Source organism: Helcococcus sp. SA-HE-C1, assembly GCF_985670335.1.
Genome location: NZ_OZ484652.1, coordinates 1,264,600 through 1,284,343, shown reverse-complemented (window position 1 = coordinate 1,284,343; position 19,744 = coordinate 1,264,600). Strand labels below are relative to the sequence as shown.

The 19,744-nt window shown below is 31.2% G+C and carries 15 protein-coding genes; 14 read left to right on the top strand and 1 reads right to left on the bottom strand.

The genetic code is table 11. The annotated features are described in order from the left end of the window. Positions 1 to 68: 68 nt before the first annotated feature. From AC4KN9_RS06620 to ahpC, 3 genes are all read left to right on the top strand, one after another. Entirely contained in the window at positions 69 to 7,307 is a 7,239-nt protein-coding gene (locus tag AC4KN9_RS06620; RefSeq protein WP_491017800.1) for a beta-N-acetylglucosaminidase domain-containing protein, read from the top strand. Positions 7,308 to 7,499: 192 nt separating this feature from the next. Then, positions 7,500 to 8,765 carry a chloride channel protein gene (locus AC4KN9_RS06615; protein ID WP_491017799.1) on the top strand — a complete coding sequence of 422 codons (1,266 nt, stop codon included), beginning with the start codon at positions 7,500 to 7,502 and terminating at the stop codon, positions 8,763 to 8,765. Between the two features lie 70 nt (positions 8,766 to 8,835). Beyond that, positions 8,836 to 9,399, top strand: a complete 564-nt coding sequence (ahpC, locus tag AC4KN9_RS06610; protein ID WP_491017798.1) for an alkyl hydroperoxide reductase subunit C — start codon at positions 8,836 to 8,838, stop codon at positions 9,397 to 9,399. A 99-nt stretch (positions 9,400 to 9,498) separates the two neighbouring features. Here the strand turns inward: ahpC and AC4KN9_RS06605 are convergent, their stop codons facing one another. Beyond that, positions 9,499 to 9,924: a Dps family protein gene (locus tag AC4KN9_RS06605; RefSeq protein ID WP_491017797.1), complete on the bottom strand. Its 426-nt coding sequence runs from the start codon at positions 9,922 to 9,924 to the stop codon at positions 9,499 to 9,501. 98 nt (positions 9,925 to 10,022) lie between these two features. Here AC4KN9_RS06605 and AC4KN9_RS06600 point away from each other — a divergent pair, with 98 nt between their 5' ends. From AC4KN9_RS06600 to lpdA, 11 genes are all read left to right on the top strand, one after another. After that, positions 10,023 to 10,466, top strand: a complete 444-nt coding sequence (locus AC4KN9_RS06600; RefSeq protein WP_491017796.1) for a hypothetical protein — start codon at positions 10,023 to 10,025, stop codon at positions 10,464 to 10,466. Between the two features lie 9 nt (positions 10,467 to 10,475). Continuing rightward, a complete protein-coding gene (locus AC4KN9_RS06595; RefSeq protein ID WP_491017795.1) occupies positions 10,476 to 10,769 on the top strand; it encodes a hypothetical protein in 294 nt (97 codons plus the stop codon). A gap of 255 nt (positions 10,770 to 11,024) precedes the next feature. Further along, positions 11,025 to 11,837, top strand: coding sequence for a Cof-type HAD-IIB family hydrolase (locus AC4KN9_RS06590; RefSeq protein ID WP_491017794.1), 813 nt, complete (start codon positions 11,025 to 11,027; stop codon positions 11,835 to 11,837). Continuing rightward, positions 11,834 to 12,388, top strand: coding sequence for an LOG family protein (locus AC4KN9_RS06585; protein WP_491017793.1), 555 nt, complete (start codon positions 11,834 to 11,836; stop codon positions 12,386 to 12,388). Before AC4KN9_RS06590 ends, AC4KN9_RS06585 begins: the two co-directional genes overlap by 4 nt. Before the next feature lie 62 nt (positions 12,389 to 12,450). Further along, a complete protein-coding gene (locus AC4KN9_RS06580) occupies positions 12,451 to 13,932 on the top strand; it encodes a DUF1538 domain-containing protein (RefSeq protein ID WP_491017792.1) in 1,482 nt (493 codons plus the stop codon). Continuing rightward, on the top strand, positions 13,925 to 14,569 hold the full coding sequence (locus tag AC4KN9_RS06575) for a P-II family nitrogen regulator (protein ID WP_491017791.1): 645 nt from the start codon (positions 13,925 to 13,927) through the stop codon (positions 14,567 to 14,569). The genes AC4KN9_RS06580 and AC4KN9_RS06575 overlap by 8 nt, the downstream gene beginning before the upstream one ends. 241 nt (positions 14,570 to 14,810) lie before the next feature. Continuing rightward, complete coding sequence (locus AC4KN9_RS06570) at positions 14,811 to 15,791, top strand: thiamine pyrophosphate-dependent dehydrogenase E1 component subunit alpha (protein WP_491017790.1); 981 nt, start codon at positions 14,811 to 14,813, stop codon at positions 15,789 to 15,791. A 63-nt stretch (positions 15,792 to 15,854) separates the two neighbouring features. Continuing rightward, complete coding sequence (locus tag AC4KN9_RS06565) at positions 15,855 to 16,034, top strand: hypothetical protein (RefSeq protein WP_491017789.1); 180 nt, start codon at positions 15,855 to 15,857, stop codon at positions 16,032 to 16,034. After that, positions 15,986 to 16,831, top strand: a complete 846-nt coding sequence (locus AC4KN9_RS06560) for an alpha-ketoacid dehydrogenase subunit beta (protein WP_491017960.1) — start codon at positions 15,986 to 15,988, stop codon at positions 16,829 to 16,831. The genes AC4KN9_RS06565 and AC4KN9_RS06560 overlap by 49 nt, the downstream gene beginning before the upstream one ends. Positions 16,832 to 16,843: 12 nt before the next feature. Then, positions 16,844 to 17,884 carry a dihydrolipoamide acetyltransferase gene (locus AC4KN9_RS06555; RefSeq protein WP_491017788.1) on the top strand — a complete coding sequence of 347 codons (1,041 nt, stop codon included), beginning with the start codon at positions 16,844 to 16,846 and terminating at the stop codon, positions 17,882 to 17,884. Between the two features lie 16 nt (positions 17,885 to 17,900). Further along, positions 17,901 to 19,661 carry a dihydrolipoyl dehydrogenase gene (lpdA, locus tag AC4KN9_RS06550; RefSeq protein ID WP_491017787.1) on the top strand — a complete coding sequence of 587 codons (1,761 nt, stop codon included), beginning with the start codon at positions 17,901 to 17,903 and terminating at the stop codon, positions 19,659 to 19,661. Positions 19,662 to 19,744: the final 83 nt, after the last annotated feature.

The window sequence follows — 19,744 nt, the reverse complement described above, 5'->3', positions numbered from 1 at the left end:
TAAATAAATCTTTAATATATAATCATTAATGTAAAGTTTATTTATAGTATGTAACTTTAGGAGGGAAAATGAAAGGTAAATTTAAGAGAATAGTTTCAACGGTATTAGCGTTAGCCATGGGGATTCCACCTATGCTAAGTTTTAGTACAGTTCAAGCTACAAATTTAGCGAATCAAAACCAAACAACTATTACAGGAGATCCGGTAAAGACCAACTTTGATAATCTAGAGTTGTCTTTAGGAAGAAAAAATATTGATGAGAACTGGAAATTCTATAAAGGAGACCAGTCAGGGGCTCAAGCACCAGAATTTGATGCATCAAATTGGGAAAATATAAATCTTCCACATGACTATAGCATCAATTCAGAATATACACGTGAGGGTGAAGCTGAAAGTGGATATAAACTAGGTGGAATTGGTTGGTATAGAAAGTCTTTACAAGTGGGTGAAGACTTAAAAGGAAAAAGATTTGTTGTAGAATTTGGTGGCGTATATATGAATGCTACAGTTTACATAAATGGAAAAGAAGTAGGTACACACCCATACGGATATTCTCCATTTGCGTTTGATTTAACAAATCATATCGAATTTGGTAAAGAAAACGTAATCGCAGTAAAAGTAAATCATCAATTCCCATCAAGTAGATGGTATTCAGGAAGTGGTATTTATAGAAGTGTACACCTAACAATATCAAATCAAATACATACTGAGAGATATGGTGTAAGTATCACAACTCCTAAAATAGATGAACAATTTGATAGTAAAAACATTGATACAAAACTAAAAACTAAGGTTGTAAATAATGGTACAAGTTCAAAACAAGTATCAGTAAAACAAGAAATCAAGCTAAGAGGTACTGAGGAAGTTATAAGTACAAAAACAACCGAATCTCAAACTTTAGAGGCTGGGAAAACTAAAGAGTTTGTAAATGAAATGACAGTTTCAGAAGTTAAGATGTGGTCAATAGAAGATCCAAATCTTTATGAAGTTGTAACTAAAGTTATGGTTGATGGTGAAGAAGTAGATAAAGTTGTAAATGAATTTGGTTATAGAATTATAAAACAAGATCCGGATACTGGATTCTATTTAAATGGTAAGCCAATGAAATTAAAAGGTGTAAGTATGCACCATGACCAAGGAGCTTTAGGGGCTGCAGCACATTATAGAGCTATCGAAAGACAAGTAGAAATATTGAAAAATATGGGTGTAAATGCAATTCGTGTTACACATAATCCGGCATCAGACAAACTTATTGAAATAGCTAATAGAAAAGGTATGATGATTATCGATGAAATATTCGATACTTGGATTAGTGCTAAAAATGGAAACATACATGACTTTGCAAAATGGTTTAATGTAAAAATTGGTGAAGAAAATAAAGTCTTAGGTAAAAAAGATGATTCTCAAACTTGGGCAGAATTTGTTACAAAACAAATGGTTCTAAGAGGGCAAAATGCTCCATCCATCATCATGTGGTCAGCAGGTAATGAAGTAATGGAAGGAAATAGAGGACCATACAGAGATTACCCTCAAATTTTAGAAAATATTATTAGCTGGATTCAAGAAATCGATACAGAGAGATTTTCAACAATTGGTGACAATAAATTCAAGGCTAACTGGAATGAATCAAAAGAATTTGGTAAATTGATAACTAAAAAAGGTGGTACTGTTGGGATGAATTATTCCAATGGTCAACAATTTGATAGATTTCATAGAGATTATCCAAACTGGAGCATATATGCATCAGAAACAGCATCTGCAATTAATTCAAGAGGTATTTACTCTACAGAAGACACAAATAGCGACAAATTAATGACTTCATATGATACGAAAACAGTTGGATGGGGTCATAAATCAGCAGAGTCATGGTATTCAATAATTCAAAGAGACTTCATGGCAGGAGAGTTTGTCTGGACAGGTTTTGACTATTTAGGAGAACCTACAAACTATAATAAAATAAATAGGGGAGCACATCCTTCAGGCTGGCCATCTCCAAAATCTTCATATTTTGGTATAGTAGATACAGCAGGTCTACCAAAAGACAGATACTATTTCTATAAATCACAATGGGATGAAAAATCTACAACCTTACACATCTTACCTGAATGGAAAGAAAATGAAGTTAAGAAAGATGCAAAAGGAAATGTGAGAGTTAATGTATACAGTAATGCGAAATCTGTTGAGCTATTCTTTAAATCAACAAATGGAGAAGAAGAAAGCTTAGGAAAGAAAACATTTAATAAAGAAACAAGTAAAGGTGGTAATTACACATACCAAATTTATAAAGGTAATGATAAATCTGACAAAGAATATGAAAATTTATATCTAAGATGGGATGTTCCTTATAAAGATGGGACATTAAGAGCTGTAGCATACGATGAAAATGATAAAGTAATAAGTGAAACAGAAGGTAGAAGTTCAGTTACAACTTATGGAGATGCTACAAAATTAACACTGGAAGCAGATAGTGAAAATATTACAGCAGACGGTAAAGATTTAAGTTATGTAACTATTGACGTAAGAGATGCAAACGGAAACATTGTTGCAAATGCAAAAAATATGATAAATGTTTCTGTAGAAGGCGACGGTAAACTACTTGGATTAGATAATGGTGATCAAACAGACCATGAATTATATAATAGTGGCAAGAGAAAAGCTTTAAGTGGTAAATTAGTTGCGATAGTACAATCTACTAAAAAAGCAGGATCATTTACAGTCAAAGCAACTGCTGAAGGATTAAATGAAGGAACTGCCAGTGTAACAACTAATGCTGTATCTGAAAGAGAAGATAATATTGTGGCATACACAACACCACAAGTATATTATGTAAAAGCAGGTACAACTCCAAACTTAGAAAATGAAGTTACTATTCATGAACAAGACAATTCAACAAGAAATACTAAGGTTAATTGGGATAAAGTAGATACTACAATCGAAGGTGTTAAAGTTATTAGAGGTAAATTAGAAGGAATAGATAAGACTGTTAAAACAACAGTTGTAGTAATAGAAGAAGTAGGAGCATTGCTAAACTACTCAACAGCTACAACAGTTGGATCAGGCGAAGTAAATCTACCTAAGGAAAGGCCTATAGTTACTGCAAGTGGAAAAGTATTACCTGCAAATTATCCAGTAAAATGGGAACAACAAAATGTAGAACAATACAAAACTAAAGGGGTATATACTGTAAAAGGAAGTGCAGAACTATTCGGTAAAAAATTAGAAGTTACAGCTACAATAAGAGTTACAGAAGGAGAAACAACTACAAATGATACAAATATTGCTCCAAGCAGACTAACTCTTAAACAAGATATTCCAGAAAATAAACAGTCAGATAGTTTAGAAGCTATCGTTGATGGAAATAAAAACTTTAAGACTGTAACTCAAGGAGCAAATGATAGTGTTTGGACAAACTACAACAATGCACAAGATGGGAAAAAAGAAGCTACAATAACATTTACTTTTGCAACTGCACAAATTCTTTCAAAATCTAAATTACATGCATATCAGGATTCTTGGGCAGCAAGATTACCTAAAAACGTAAAAATCCAATACTCAGCTGATGGAGAAACGGATTGGAAAGATATTGATGCGAAAGAAGAAATAGGTGAAGCATCAAGAAGTAGAAAGCCAAACGTGACTCCAATGACATATACATTTAGTCCGATTTCAGCAACAGGTATTAGATTTGTATTAACTGCACAAGATGGTGATAATGGAAGAAATGCTAAATTATGTTTAGGTCTAACAGAATTAGAATTATTTACTGCAACAACTACATTTGAACAAAATACAACAGCAGATTTATCAGAATTAAAAGTGAATGAAAAATCTATAAATGAAGATTTATCTAAAAAGAAAGATTTCCACGTTGAAGGCGCAGATTTAAAAGTTGAAGCTAAAGGTAAAGATAATGCAGCTGTAACAGTATTACCTGAATATAAAGAAAAGGTAACAATAATTACAGAATCAGAAGATAAAAAAACACAAGCTAGATATAATGTTTATTCTAAAGATTATAAATTATCAAATGAAGTAGAAAATAACTCCGAATATAAAATATATCCTAAGCCACAAGAAATTAAATATGAAGAAAAAGGAATCCGTTTAGGAAAATCTCTAAACTTGATCTTGGAAGAAAAACTAGATGAATACACAGTTAAAAAAGTAGATAAAGTATTAGCTGTGAAGAATTTAGAAAATACAAAATCCAATCAAATAGATGATTCAAAAGTCAATTTATTAGTTGGTACAAAAGGAAGTGGTGGAGTAGTAGATCAGTACTTCAATGAAAATTCAGATTTAGCAGATAACTTTGGTAAAGTAGATGCATATCAAATTATAATTAAAGGAAATGTAATTGCTATTTTAGGTAAAGATACAGATGCGGCATTCTACGGATTGACGACACTGGAACATATCCTTAAACAAGCAAAAGGCAATGAATTAAGACAATTAAAAATAAATGACTTTTCTAGTCAAGAAATTAGAGGGGTTATCGAAGGTTACTATGGTGTTCCATGGACATGGGAAAGAAGAGCAGACCTAATGGAATTTGGAGCTCAATTCAAGAATAATGTAATGATATTCGCTCCAAAAGATAATCCGTACCATAGAGATAATTGGAGAGCGCTATATCCAGAAGAAGAATTAGCAAAGATTGCTGAATTAGCAAAACGTGGTAATGAAACAAAGAATAGATTTGTTTGGACAATAGCTCCATTCCACAAAGAGGCTATAACAGAAGAAAACTATGATGAAAGTATTGAAATTTTAATAGCAAAATTAGAACAACTATACAAAGCGGGAGTAAGACAATTTGGTGTCTTAAGAGATGATATAGCTTCCCCACACGGTTATAAAACAGTTTCTAAAGTTATGAATCGTTTAAGTGAATGGGCAAAAGAAAAAGGCGACGTTTATGACTTCCTATTCTGTCCATATTCATACACATTAGAAGGCTGGGCATGGAGACCAGGCGAGTTAAATGAATATACAGCTAATTTCCCGAAAAATGTAAAAATATTCTTTACCGGTAAAAACGTATGTGCACCTGTTGAACAATCAGCAAATGAAAAATTCATTTCTCAACAAATCGTTAATGGTAAAAAGAGACCAAATCCATTAATTTGGTTAAATTGGCCAGTAAATGATGTATTTAAAGACAGTCATGGATTTATGTCATTAGTAATGGGTAATCCAAAATCTATCTTAAATACAGATGTAACAAATGCAGTTGGAGTTGTAACAAATCCAATGCAAGAATCATACGCATCATATGTTGCAGTCTTTGCAATAGGTGATTACACATGGAATACCGTAAATTATAATGCTGATGTAAGCTATGCTGATGGATTCAAATATATTGATCCAAATGCAAGCGAGGAATTAAAAGAACTATCTTCACATATGGCAAGTGCAAATGGTACAATCGGTATCCAAAACTTACCAGAATCAAAACAAATGGCTAATGAAATTAGCGAATTTGAAAATAGTATGAATAATGATCAATCAACAGATTTAGCAGATAAGGGACAAGCTTTAATCAAAAAATATGAAACAATAATTAAAGCAGTTGATAAGTTTAAGGAAAAATCAAAATTTGAAGGATTGAAAACAGATTTAGACCCATATATTACAGTATTAAAAGAAAAATCAGAAGCTGCAATTAAATACATTAAGGCTATAATAGCTAATAGAGAAGATAAAAATGCAGAAGCTGCAGCTCTATATGCGGAAGCCGAAATTAAGTATGAAGAATCAAGGAGCCATAAAGTTAAAGTTAGCCCTGATGGAAAATTAAGAAGAGCAGAGGCTGGTATTGCAAGAATTAATCCAAATATTGCAAATATGAGAAGAGTTGCAAAAGGATTAATTGAATCACCAGATGATGATTTAGAAAAATTATTAGGAAATAACATAGCAAAATCTAAAGAAGACTCAAGATTACCATTAGCAATAGCTTCATGGACAAATGATGCTTCACCATCAAACGATAAAGTGGAATATATAAATGATGGGCAAATAGATTTTGAAGGTACATCTGGAAATAGATGGACAAACTGGGTTCGTCAAAAACGTGCGGGTGACTGGGTTGGTATACTATTCGGAGAAAATGATAAAGTAGCGAAAAAAGATGTAGAAGGGATAAAACTAGGATTCTTCGAGGATAATGGAGTTACAATTCCTGAATCATATACAATAGAATACTATGATGGGCCAGAAGTAGAAAATATCCCTTCAAATCCAGCACATATTTCAGAGTCAGATAGTCCACTAAAAGAGGACTCAAATTGGAAACAAGTTACAGGATTGAAAGCTAATACTTTTGAATTAAATAAACTAAATACAGTTACATTTGATAAAGTGAAAACTCAAGCAATCAGAATTAAGATGAAGCCTAAAGCAAATATGGGCTTAGCAATAACAGAGTTTGAAGTATATTCACAAAAAGAAATGAAAGGTGCATTCGATAATCCATACATCACTGAAGATATGGTTATTGGAAAACCAGATTCAAGACATTCAATCTGGCAACAATATGATAAATCTAAAATGATAGATGCTGATGATTCTTCATTTACATGGTGGAATTTACAAGATAATAAAGCTAAAGCTGGAGATATAATTGGTTTAGATTTGAAGAAAGTTATGAAACTTGGAAGGTTTAGATTTGTAATGGGTGGTCAAGAAAATGGAAATGACTACTATAACAAATATGTAATTAAATATTCTAAGAATGGTACAGATTGGAAAACTTTTGGTGAACCTATAACACAAGATGAGTCCAAGAAGGTTACAGATGTAAATCTAGAAGGAATAGAAGCAAGATACTTAGTGGTACAAAATTTAGAAGACAAACCAAATTGGGTTCAAATTTCTGAATTTATGGTAGCTACAACAGAAATATCAGAAGTTCCTGAAGAAACAAAAGAGGAAACATCTAAGGAAACAAAAGAGGAAACACCTAAAGAAACAGAAAAGGAAACACCTAAAGAAACAGAAAAGGAAACATCTAAGGAAACAGAAAAGGAAACACCTAAGGAAACAGAAAAAGAAAAACCTAAAGAAACAGAAAAAGAAACATCTAAGGAAACAAAAGAGGAAACACCTAAGGAAACAAAAGAGGAAACACCTGAGGAAACAAAAGAAGAAACACCTGAGGAAACAAAAGAGAAAAATAATCCTTCAAACAAGAATCCAGGCACAGGAGATTCTGGAATTGCGATATTAGTAATATTGTTAGCTATTGTAGGATTTGGAATTTTCGTATTAAATAAAATCAAAAAAAATCATTCAAAAATAAAGTAATTCGAGCCTTTGTTTTATGAATGAAGATAAAATTTAAGCCTCTATAAAGGTTCTAGAATTAATTTCTAGGACCTTTATTTTTATGGCTAAGCAAACAATTAATAATAACCATAAAAATATTAAATATTTTTAGAAACCATTTTTATATAAAGTGATATAATTAAAATACAAAAAAATAGAATTGAGAACAGTATGATTAATAATAAAATTAAAAGTAAAATAATTAGGTACACAATAGATGGTTTACTTGTTGGTATCGTAGGTGGGGGTTTTTCTACTATATTTGTTTTCATAGTTAAATTAATGTTTGGATTTTCTGAAAAAGTATTTAGCGAAGCAAATATATACATGATAATTCTGTATCTATTAATATTTATTATAATAGGAGTGATTTTATTTAAATTGCTTGAATTTGAGCCGCTTTCTTCAGGCTCAGGCATTCCATTTATAAGAGCCGAGTTAAATGGATATATGGAAATAAATGAATCTAAAATACTAATATCACGAATAATAAGTGGAGGATTAACTTCATTTGCAGGGATGTCACTTGGCTCATCTGGTCCGTCCATTCACATAGGTAGTTCAGGTGCTAAATTAATTTGCAAAATATTTAGACATGATAATGAAGAAATGAAGATGATGATAAAAGCTGGTGCAGCCGTAGGTATGGCTGTAGCTTATAATGCTCCAATAGCAGGAGTAGTATTTATGTTAGAAGAAATTCATAAAAAACTTTCTTTTAGTATAGTGTACGTATCTTTAATTGCGACATTTACAGCAACCTTTATCTCGAAAAATTTAATGGGAGAATCGGCATTTGTTAATTTTTATGAAATAAATCCATTTCCGTTAAATAATATATATTATTTAATTACAATAGCTATTATGACGGGAATAATGGGAGTTCTATTTAATTACGGAATGCTAAAGACTCAAGAAATTGTTGAAAAGTCAAAATTACCATTGATTTATAGAATGACTTTAGTATTGATTACGGCATTTGTTATAGGGTATTTTGTAAATTATTCTACAGGAACGGGAAGTAATCTTTTATTAATTTTAAGAAAAGCAGAGTCATCACTAACATTTTTATTAATATTTCTGATAGCTAAAATTTTATATACATGGTTTTGTTATGGATTTGGAGTTTCAGGTGGTCTATTTTTTCCAATACTAATAATAGGCGGAGTCTGTGGAGCGATAGCTTTTAAACTTCTTGGATTGACATTTCTAAATGATTTTTATATTAATTTTATTTTTTTAGGAATGGCAGGAATGATGGCATCGACTATTAAAGCAAATTTTTTAAGTATTGTTTTAATAATTGAATTAACAGGAAATATAAAACACATTTGGTCAGTACTTTTTGTTGTAGTTTTATCTTATTTAATTTCTAAACTATTTAAATCAAGACCATTAAATACAATATTTTACGAAAAATTAAAGTCTAAATTTTAAGTGTTAAATTATCATAAACTTGGGTATACAATAATAAGTAACTAAAAATACAATATATAAAGGAGAAATTATGTCATTAATAGGAAAAAAAATAAATGAATTTAAAGTTCAAGCTTTTTTTGATGGAGATTTTATAGAGGTAACAGAAAAAGATTTACAAGATAAATGGTCAATCTTGTTCTTTTATCCAGCAGACTTCTCATTTGTATGTCCGACAGAATTAGAAGATTTAGCAAATAAATATGAAGAATTTAAGAAAATAGGTGCTGAAGTATATTCCGTATCAACAGATACTCACTTTTGTCATAAAGCATGGCACGAAAGCTCAGAGTCAATATCCAAAATTGATTACCCTATGATTGGCTATCCAACTCATGTGCTTACAAAAGATTTAGAAAGTCTAATCGAAGAGTCTGGTTTAGCTGAAAGATTAACATTTATTATTAACCCAAAAGGTGAAGTAGCAGCATATGAAGTAAGTGCTGGAAATGTTGGTAGAAATGCAGGCGAACTATTAAGAAAAGTTCAAGCATTACAATTTTTATGGGAAAATGGAGATAATGTATGTCCAGCTAATTGGTTACCTGGAGGAGAAACATTAAAACCTTCAGCAGATTTAGTAGGTAAAATTTAATAAAGAAAAATAAACGGATTGATTTATATTAGATTAATCCGTTTTAAATAAAAAAATGGATGACAGCAAAAGTCATCCATAATACATTTTAAATCTAAATTATTTTAGCATTGTTGATAAGAACCATTCATGTTTTAAGTATGCTTCTAGATGATCTTCAAGCATATTCGCAATTTGGAATTTACCTTCTTCATCAGCTTTTTCTCTGATTTCTTTAGCTTGTGTACTTAAAGCTTTAATATATTCAAGAGCGTAGTCAACAGCCTTTTCATCTGAGAATGTTGTTTCTTCTAATTCTTTAATTGTTGCAACTTCTAAATAACCCTTTAATGTTGAAATTGGTTGTTCACCTAACATTTTTTGTAATTCTGCAACTTCATCAATATACTCAAAAGATTCATCATACATAACTTCTAAATATTCGTGTACTTGCTTGAAGTGTATACCTTCTAAATTCCAATGTAAATTGTGTAGTTTTGTATTTCCAACTACTAAATTTGCTAAATATTTATCTAATAAAGCCATATCTCCTCCTAATTTTCTTAATTCCTTTTCAAAACATATATACCCAAAAAAATCATTTGAAACATTTATTATGATATAATCTTAAATTAGGAGGATAGATGATACATTCAATTTTAATTATCGTATTATCGATAGCGACAATATATAACTTAGTAAAAAGAACAGATTTAATATATAACACAATAATAAAAAGAACAGATTTAATAGCTTTAACTATAACAGCTATACTTCTTTTTATACTCTGCTATTTCATCTTACCTTACAATTTAAATAACTATTTTGTAGCGATAGCGTTCATGTTATTTACAATCTCATCACATTTGGTGAGGGGATTTAATAAAAAAGGGGTATATAATATAAATCAAGTAGTAACTATTGCTCGATTTATAAAGTGGCAAGATATTAAAACTATAAACATAGCCTATAATGAAGAAGAGTATATAGATGTAACTTTTGTTACGGATTTTAAATCTTTCGAACACAGATATAAAAATGAAATAGAGAAGATACTAATTAAGGTAAAAGCAGATTTAAAAATTTAAGGGGGGAATATGAAATTTTATGGTTCAATGATATGTGGGGACACAGTTTATGCAGACAAGGTATTAAGAAGCAACAATATTAAGGTTGAATATATTGATATTACAGCAAATATTGCTAATATGAAGGAGTTTATCAGATTAAGAGATTCAAGAAAAGAATTTGATAGTGCAAAAGAAAACGGATATGTAGGTATACCAGCATTCTTAAAGGAAGATGGTAGCATTGAATTTGATGTATTTAATTTAGAAGGAGTTGAAAAGAAAGAGAAAGAGCAAAATTCAGAAGGAACATGCTCCATATAATAATTAAAATATATTTTTATAAAAAATATTTGTAAAAAAATATATTTATAATTTAGACTAGAATCGATATATCTTTTCTAGTCTTTTTTATGTATATAGTTATCAATTAAAAAAAGAACATACTTATAGATAAAAATATCTTGTATAGAACGATAGATTACTTTTTGATATACTATTTACTATAAGAAAAGGTTAATTTTAAGTTTATAAGTATACTTAGTTATCTTAAATTTTAATTCAAAAAGGAGAAAATGTATGATTAAATTTATAGCTATAGACCTTGACGGTACATTATTAACAACATTTAAGAGAATTACAAAGAAAAATAAAGAGGTAATCGAAAAAATTCAAAAAGAAGGGCATATAGTTATGATTGCAACGGGAAGACCCTACGAAAATGCGATTAAGTATGCTAAAGAGCTAGAAATTAATAAGTATAGTGGGTTATTAGCCACTTATAATGGTTCCGTAATTACTGATATAAAAAATGATAAAGAGATAGTGAATAAAAAATTTGAAATCCCTCTATTAAAAGAGATAATTGCATTTATAGATTCTCAAAAAATTGATTATTCAATTATGAAAGATGATATTTTATATACCAATCATCATTCCAAATTTATATTTAAGCTTTATAGAAAATTTATAGGACAAGAGGTAGTTAAAAATAGAAATTTCAGTGAAAATATAACCTTTACTGCTAACAAAGTCCTTTTAAATGATACAAAAAAACATTTACAAAAAGCCAAAAAGTTACTTGAAGAAAAATTTGGAGATAAAATTAATGTTTGCTTTTCATCACCATTTTCAATAGAAATTATGCCTCAAAACGCTTCGAAAGGGATTGCGTGTTTAGAAATGGCAGAGAAATTAGGTATAGATAGAGAAAACATTATTACATTTGGAAATACGGGAAATGACGAGTCAATGATAAAGATTGCAGGTGTCGGAGTGGCAGTTGGGAATGCCTCACAATCATTAAAAGATATGGCAGACCATGTTACACTAAGAAACAATAAATCTGGTGTAGGGATATATTTAGAAAATTTTGTATTGGAAAAATCATGAAAAAAAATTTAAGGATTTTAGTTTATTTAGGTTCAAGTGTTGGGAATAAAGAATATTTTAAAGAAGCGGCAATAGAAATAGCTGACTGGATAGGTAAAAATAGACATACATTAGTCTATGGTGGTAATGCATATGGATTGATGGGGATACTTGCAGATAGGGTTAAAGAACATGGTTGTAAGCTTATAGCCTCAATTCCCAAATATTTATTAGAAACAGAGAAACCACATTCCGATTTAGACGTTTTTGAAATTGTAGATACAATGAATGAAAGAAAAGAGTTTATGAGAAAGAATTCAGATATTTGTATAGCACTACCGGGTGGCCCAGGCACATTGGAGGAAATAACTGAGGCTGTTTCTCTGTATCGTGTTAAAGAACACAATAATCCCTGTATATTCTACAACAAAAATGGATTTTACGACCCTATAAAAAAAATGTATGAAGATATGCTTGAAAATGGATTTATGACACAAGAGGATAGAAGAACAATTTTATTTACAGATGATGTAAATGAAATAGAGGAATTTTTTGATAAACTTAAACCGTAATAGAGTGAAAAGCAATGATTTGGGTATAAATACTAAGAATTTTAAAAAGAATAGGAGACTTAATGAATGTAATTTTAAGCAAATTAAAAGAGATTTCTTTTACAGTTTTACCTATAACTTTAATAGTTTTTATTATTAATTTCACATTAGTAAGTATGTCGATAAGTGTAATGACAAGATTTGTTATAGGTACAATATTGGTAATAATTGGACTTACATTATTTTTAATGGGAGTAGATTTAGGTGTTACCCCTTTTGGCGACAAGACCGGAAACGCTTTGGCAAAAAAAAATAGCTTCTGGATAGTTATTTTATCCGGCTTAGTTCTGGGATTTTTTATATCGATAGCAGAACCAGGGCTTTTAGTTTTAGGTGGACAAGTACAAGAAATAACAAACTCTAGTGTTTCGGCATCAAGTATATTTATAGTAGTATCTATAGGGCTTGCTTTTATGATATCGGTAGGTTTTATCAGAGTTTTTTATAATTTATCATTAAGAAAAATTTTATTTACTGTTTATGGAATAATTTTCATTTTAGCATTTCTAGTTTCAGAAGAGTTCTTAGGTATATCATTTGATGCTTCAGGAGCTACGACTGGTATCTTAGCTGTTCCATTTATATTATCATTATCAACAGGTGTTTCAAAATTAAAAAAAGACAGTATAGCAGGAGAAACAGATAGTTTTGGTCTTGTAGCATTAGCGTCATCAGGTGCAATTGTTGGAGTCATGTTGTTAAATATATTTACACCAAGTTATGAATTTTCTAAAAACTTGACTGTACAAGCATTAAACGATGAAAGTATATTTAGACCATATATAGATGGATTTTTAAATAACTTTATGGAAGCTACGATTTCTTTAGGGCCACTATTAGTTATATATCTAGCTTTAAATTCCTTACATTTTAAGACTGAGAATAGAGAAAATAGAAAAATATTAACGGGATTTTTAATGTCATATATCGGACTTATACTATTTTTAACGGGAGTAAATGGAGGGTTTATGGAAGTTGGTCTTTTGATTGGAGAGGGACTGACAAGACTTGAAACCAACATTTGGATAATACTAATTTCTTTTGTAATTGGAGTTATAACCATACTAGCAGAACCGGCAGTTTTTGTACTCACAAAACAAATTGAAGAAATCACTTCTGGTTATGTAAAAAGAAAAGTTGTTTCGATATTTTTATCAGTTGGTGTTGGACTAGCAATAGTATTGTCTGTTTTAAGGATTTTGATAACCGATTTCAAATTGTGGCATATACTTTTAGTAGGATATTTTATTTCATTGTTACTAACACTTTTTACTCCCAAGCTTTTCATAGGTATAGCCTTTGATGCTGGAGGTGTGGCAACCGGACCAATAACTGCTACTTTTATACTAGCTTTTATTCAAGGATCAGCAAGTGTAAAGGAGTCTGCAAGTTTATTGATAGAAGGGTTTGGGATGATAGCATTAGTCGCTATGATGCCAATAATTACTCTACAAATTTTAGGTATAATATTTAAAATCAAAAAAAAGGAGTCTGCAAATGTATGATTCTAGTTATCAATTAGTATATATGGTTGTACCAACTGGAAAAGCATCAAATGTTGTAAGTTATGCAAAAAAATTAGGTGCAACAGGTGGTACCATTACTTTAGCAAGAGGTACAGTAAAAAATAAATTATTAAATTTTCTTTCGGTATTTAGTTCTGAAAAGGAAATGATAATGATGGGATGTAAAAGTGAATTGGCTAAAGAAATTTTACCCAAAATAGTAAGTAAATTTAAATTTGAAAAATCAAATCGTGGAATAATTTTCTCGACCAAGGTAAATCGTTTGGCAAAATCGTCAGATGTAAAAAAGTTTAATACTGAGATAGGAGAATGCATGCATAAGTTGATTACAGTTATTGTAGAAAAAGGTAAAGCTGAAACAATTGTAGAAACTGCAAATGCTGCTGGAGCAAGAGGTGGAACTATTGTAAACGCTAGAGGTGCAGGAACTGCAGAAACTATGAAACTATTCAATATGGAAATTGAACCTCAAAAAGAAGTACTGTTAATAGTTGTAAAAAATGAAAAATTTCAAAATGTAGTAAATAATATACTAGAAAAACATGAAATTCAAAAACCAGGTTCTGGTATATTATTTGTTCAAGACGTGCATGACGCATATGGACTAACAAATTAAAAGTGAGTATAATCACTTTTTTAAAACATCTATTAAAGTAAAATTAGAGGTGATACTTTATAAAAAAACATAAATGTTACACATATTTTACAAATTCTAAATGTATAATTTAAGAATAAAGTAAAATAAGAGTATTTAATGCAAAAGTTATCAAAAAACTTAGTTAAAAAAATACTTTATTGGTTAATATGACATGTAGGTGTATAATAAAAGATGACAATATAAAGAGGAAGGATATATTATGGGCAAATATTCAGATAAATTAACAAAAGAACAAAAGCTAGAAATGTTAAAACTAATGGAAACATGTAGACATTTCGACTTACAACTTTCTAAGCTATATTCAAGAGGACTAGTAGCAGGGATGACTCACTATTCAGTTGGAGAGGAAGCTGCAAACGTTGGTGCAATTTACGCAATGAAAAAAGAAGACTTAATGTACTCAAACCACAGAGGTCATGCTCAAACAATAACAAAAGGTATTGACTTAAAAAGAATGATGGCAGAGATTTTAGGTAAGGAACCAGGATACTGTAAGGGTAAAGGTGGTTCAATGCACGTGTTTAACTTAGAAGTGAACAATATGGGTTGTAATGGTATTGTAGGTGGTGGACACGGTATTAGTATCGGTGCAGCATTTGCACAAAAAAGAAAGAAAACAGGAAATATCGTTGTTTCATGTATGGGTGATGGATCAACAAATGAAGGATCATTTCATGAAACATTAAATATGGCATCAATATGGGACTTACCTGTGATTTACTATGTAATCAACAATAAATATGGTATCTCAATGGATATTAACGATGCTATGAATGTAGCTAAAATAACAGATAGAGCAGCTGCTTACAATATTAAATCTATTCACATAGAAGATGGTAATGATGTACTAGCAATTTATGATGCTATGTCAGAAGCTATAGAACACACAAGAAATGGAAATGGTCCAGTTTTAATGGAATCATTAACATATAGATGGTTTGGTCATTCTGCTTCAGATGCAGGTGCATATAGATCAAGAGAAGAAATCAATTCATGGAAAGATAGAGATCCAATCGAAGCTTTTAGAGATGTTCTATTAGAAGATAAAACAGCTACTTTAGAAGAAGTTGATAAAGTTAGAGAAGAAGCAATTAATGAAGTTAAAGAAGCAGTAGAATTTGCTAAAAATGCTCCATATCCTGAAGAATCAGCAGCATTTGAAGATAACTACGCTGACTAATTTTAGATAAATATAAGACTTAAAGCTAAGAAAAAGGAGACTATAATGGGAGAAAAGAAAACAATGCAATTTCGTGAAGCCATAAAACAAGCTATGGTTGACGAAATGAGATTAGATGAAGATATATTTTTAATTGGTGAAGACGTAGGTATTTTTGGTGGTGACTTTGGTACTACTGTAGGTATGATTGAAGAATTTGGCGAGAAAGAGTTATTGATACACCAATTTCTGAAGCGGCAATAGCAGGTTTAGCAACAGGTGCTGCATCTGTTGGTATGAGACCAATTGTAGATATGACATTTATGGACTTTACTACAATCGCTATGGATGCTATCGTTAATCAAGCTGCTCCAATGAGATATATGTTAGGAGGACAAGTGCAAGTTCCTGCAACATTTAGATTTGCAAACGGTGCGGGTACAGGTGCTGCTGCTCAACATAGTAAGTCGCTAGAAACATGGTTTACATTAATTCCTGGACTAAAAGTTGTTGCACCATCAAATCCAAATGATGCATACGGATTGTTAAGAGCAGCAATAAGGGACAATAATCCAGTTATGTATATGGAGCCAAAAACGCACTTTGGTATGAAAGGTGAAGTTGATGCAAGTGATGATAATATTGCAACAATTGGTAAAGGTAAAATTGTTCGTGAAGGTAAAGACATTACAATTGTATCATGGGGTAAATCATTCCATTTAGCAGAAGAAGCAAGTGAAGAACTAGCAAAAGAAGGTATTGAAGTTGAATTAGTTGATATTATGACATTGATTCCTTTAGATGAGGAAATAATATTTGAATCCGTTAAAAAGACTGGAAAATTAGTTGTTGTACATGACTCATTCAAAACAAGTGGTTTTGGAGGGGAAATTATTGCCAGAGTTGTTGAAAGTGAGGCGTTTGACTTTTTAGATGCTCCAATAAGAAGGGTTGCGAGTGCAGATACACATGTTCCGTCAGCACCAAACTTAGAAAAAGCAGTACAACCAAGTGTTGAAAAAGTTAAAGAGGCAGTATTAAAGACAATTAATAAACAATAGTAAGGAGAAGCTATGTCAGAGACAAAATTTAGAGCTACTCCAGCCGCAAGAAAATATGCCAGAGATAATGGCTTAGACTTGTCAGTTGTTAAAGGTACTGGAGCAAAAGGACGTGTGCATCTTGACGATGTAAAAGAGTATAAGATACACGGTAGAATCAAAATTTCACCATTAGCTCAGAGAATTGCCGATATTGAAGGCTTAAATATTCAAGTTATTGAAGGTTCAGGTCCAAAAGGTAAGATTATGAAAGAAGATGTGTTAGCTCTTCTACATGGTGATGATAAAAAAGAAGAAAAAGTTAAAGATACACCAAAACAAGAAACCAAAGATAAAAAAGCAGAAGATAAAGATGCTGATGTTGAAAGAATTAAAATGCCTGGTATTAAGAAGGTTGTTGGTAAGAGAATGAGGGAATCATTACAAATTTCTCCAACATATTCAATTAATGTATCAATTGATATGACTAATTTACTAGCATTTAGAAAACAGACGGTAGATTTAGTAGTAGAAAAAGTTGGTGAAAAACCATCAGTTACTGATTACATTTCACTGGCTGTAATTAAATCATTACAAAAACATCCATATGTAAATGCATCAGTTAGTGAAGATGAATCAGAAATTATATTCCATAACTATGTAAATCTATCAATAGCAGTAGGTACAGATGAGGCTTTATACGTACCAGTTGTTAAAGGTGCAGATAAGATGAGTTTTACTGATTTGGTTGTTGAATCTAAAAGAGTGATTAAGGCTACATTAGATGGTAAATTAAAACCAGCAGAAATGCAGGGGTCAACATTTACAATATCTAATTTAGGTATGTATGGAGTTGATAGCTTTACATCAATAATTAATCAGCCAAATACAGCAATACTATCAGTAGCATCAACAAAGAAAACACCAGTGGTAATTGATGATGAAATAGTAATTAGACCTATGATGAATTTATCATTAAATGCAGACCATAGAATAATTGATGGTTTAGAAGGTGCTAAATTTATGCAAACATTGAAAAAGAATCTAGAAAATCCAGTAGGATTATTAATTTAATTAGGAGGGGATATTTATGGCATATGAAGTAATCATGCCCAAAGCCGGCTCAGAAATGGAAGAAGGCGAAATCGTACAATGGCTTAAAAACGAAGGCGATAAAGTTGAAGTTGGTGAACCATTATTAGAAATCGTAACAGACAAAGTAAACATGGAAGTAGAAGCTGAAGATTCAGGTACTTTACTTAAAATTCTTCACAAAGCAGGAGAAGTAGTACCAGTTGTTTCTACAATAGCATGGATTGGTGAACCAGGAGAATCAATACCAGAAAAAGATGGTGGAGACTCAGATTCATCAAAAACAGAAGATGAAGTAGTTGAAAAAACTAAAGATGACGTATTGCCAGAGTCAGTATCAAAGGGCGAGAAAGAAGAAGCTCCTAAAAGAGAAAGAAAAGGCGAATATGATGTAGTTGTTATCGGTGGTGGTCCTGCTGGTTATGTTGCCGCTATTAAAGCTGCTCAATTAGGTGGTAAAATTGCTGTTGTAGAAAATAGCGTAGTTGGTGGTACTTGCTTAAACAGAGGTTGTATCCCAACAAAAGCATATTTACACAATGCTGAAATAATAAATATGATTAAAGAGGCTGATGAGAGAGGTATTAAATTAGTAAATGATGCGTTCTCAGTAGATATGAAACAAACCGTAGCGATGAAAAATGGAGTTGTTAAGAAGTTAACTGGTGGTATTGCAGGTTTATTCAAATCTTATGGTATTAAATTATTTAATGGATTAGGAAAAATCACAAAAGACAAAAAGGTTGTGGTAAATGATGGCGAACATGTAATTGATGCTGATAAAATCATTTTCGCTGGTGGTTCAAGTGTAAGAATGCTAGATTTACCAGGAATGGATAGTAAGAGAGTATTAACATCCGATACAATTTTAGATTTAGAAGAATTACCAAAGAGACTTGTTGTAATTGGTGGTGGAGTTATCGGTTCAGAAATCGGACAGGCATTTGCTGCATTCGGTTCAAAAGTTACTATCGTTCAATCAGCAGATAGAATTTTAAATATCTTAGATAAAGACTTATCAGATGTCGTAACAAAGAGATTTAAGAAAGATGGAATTGATATCATTACAAATTCAAGATTTGCTGGAGTTGAAGAAAAAGATAATGAAATAAGAGTAAAACTTGAAGGTAAAGATGACATTGTTGCAGACTACCTATTGTTATCAGTTGGTCGTGTGCCAAACTTAAGTGGACTAGGTGAAATCGAACTAGAACAAGAAAGAGGCAGAATCAAGGTCAACGAATATATGGAAACTTCAGTAGAAGGAATCTATGCACCTGGTGATATAAATGGTGAATTAATGCTAGCTCATGCAGCATTTAAGATGGGAGAAAAAGCTGCTGAAAATGCAATGGGACATAGTAAAAAAGTTAGCCTAAGCTCAATCCCTTCAGCTGTATATACATTCCCAGAAGTAGCAACAGTTGGTTTAACCGAAGAAGAAGCTAAAAAACAATATGATATTAAAGTTGGTAAATTTGCATTCGCTTCAAATGGTAGAGCTTTAGGTTCAAACTCTACAGAAGGGTTTGTAAAAGTAATTATTAGTGCTAAATATCATGAAATCTTAGGTGTCCACATTGTAGGACCAAGTGCGGCAGAAATCATCAATGAAGCTGTAACAATCATTGAAACTGAGATGACAGCAGATGATGTATTAGAAGCATTCCACGGTCATCCAACATACTCAGAAGCATTATATGAAGCTGTAGCTGACTGTTTAGACGTAAGTTTACACTTACCTAAAAAGAAAAAATAAATTAAATAAATTTTAGAAGAATTCAGATGAAGATATCTTCATCTGTTCTTCTATGTTTGTACATAAGCACAGATGTGTCTTAG

Coding starts and splice junctions, on each gene's coding strand:
- AC4KN9_RS06590 (WP_491017794.1), top strand. CDS start 11,025: ATGATTAAATTTATAGCTATAGACCTTGACGGTACATTATTAACAACA.
- AC4KN9_RS06580 (WP_491017792.1), top strand. CDS start 12,451: ATGAATGTAATTTTAAGCAAATTAAAAGAGATTTCTTTTACAGTTTTA.
- AC4KN9_RS06585 (WP_491017793.1), top strand. CDS start 11,834: ATGAAAAAAAATTTAAGGATTTTAGTTTATTTAGGTTCAAGTGTTGGG.
- lpdA (WP_491017787.1), top strand. CDS start 17,901: ATGGCATATGAAGTAATCATGCCCAAAGCCGGCTCAGAAATGGAAGAA.
- AC4KN9_RS06555 (WP_491017788.1), top strand. CDS start 16,844: ATGTCAGAGACAAAATTTAGAGCTACTCCAGCCGCAAGAAAATATGCC.
- AC4KN9_RS06570 (WP_491017790.1), top strand. CDS start 14,811: ATGGGCAAATATTCAGATAAATTAACAAAAGAACAAAAGCTAGAAATG.
- ahpC (WP_491017798.1), top strand. CDS start 8,836: ATGTCATTAATAGGAAAAAAAATAAATGAATTTAAAGTTCAAGCTTTT.
- AC4KN9_RS06620 (WP_491017800.1), top strand. CDS start 69: ATGAAAGGTAAATTTAAGAGAATAGTTTCAACGGTATTAGCGTTAGCC.
- AC4KN9_RS06575 (WP_491017791.1), top strand. CDS start 13,925: ATGTATGATTCTAGTTATCAATTAGTATATATGGTTGTACCAACTGGA.
- AC4KN9_RS06565 (WP_491017789.1), top strand. CDS start 15,855: ATGCAATTTCGTGAAGCCATAAAACAAGCTATGGTTGACGAAATGAGA.
- AC4KN9_RS06600 (WP_491017796.1), top strand. CDS start 10,023: ATGATACATTCAATTTTAATTATCGTATTATCGATAGCGACAATATAT.
- AC4KN9_RS06605 (WP_491017797.1), bottom strand. CDS start 9,924: ATGGCTTTATTAGATAAATATTTAGCAAATTTAGTAGTTGGAAATACA.
- AC4KN9_RS06615 (WP_491017799.1), top strand. CDS start 7,500: ATGATTAATAATAAAATTAAAAGTAAAATAATTAGGTACACAATAGAT.
- AC4KN9_RS06595 (WP_491017795.1), top strand. CDS start 10,476: ATGAAATTTTATGGTTCAATGATATGTGGGGACACAGTTTATGCAGAC.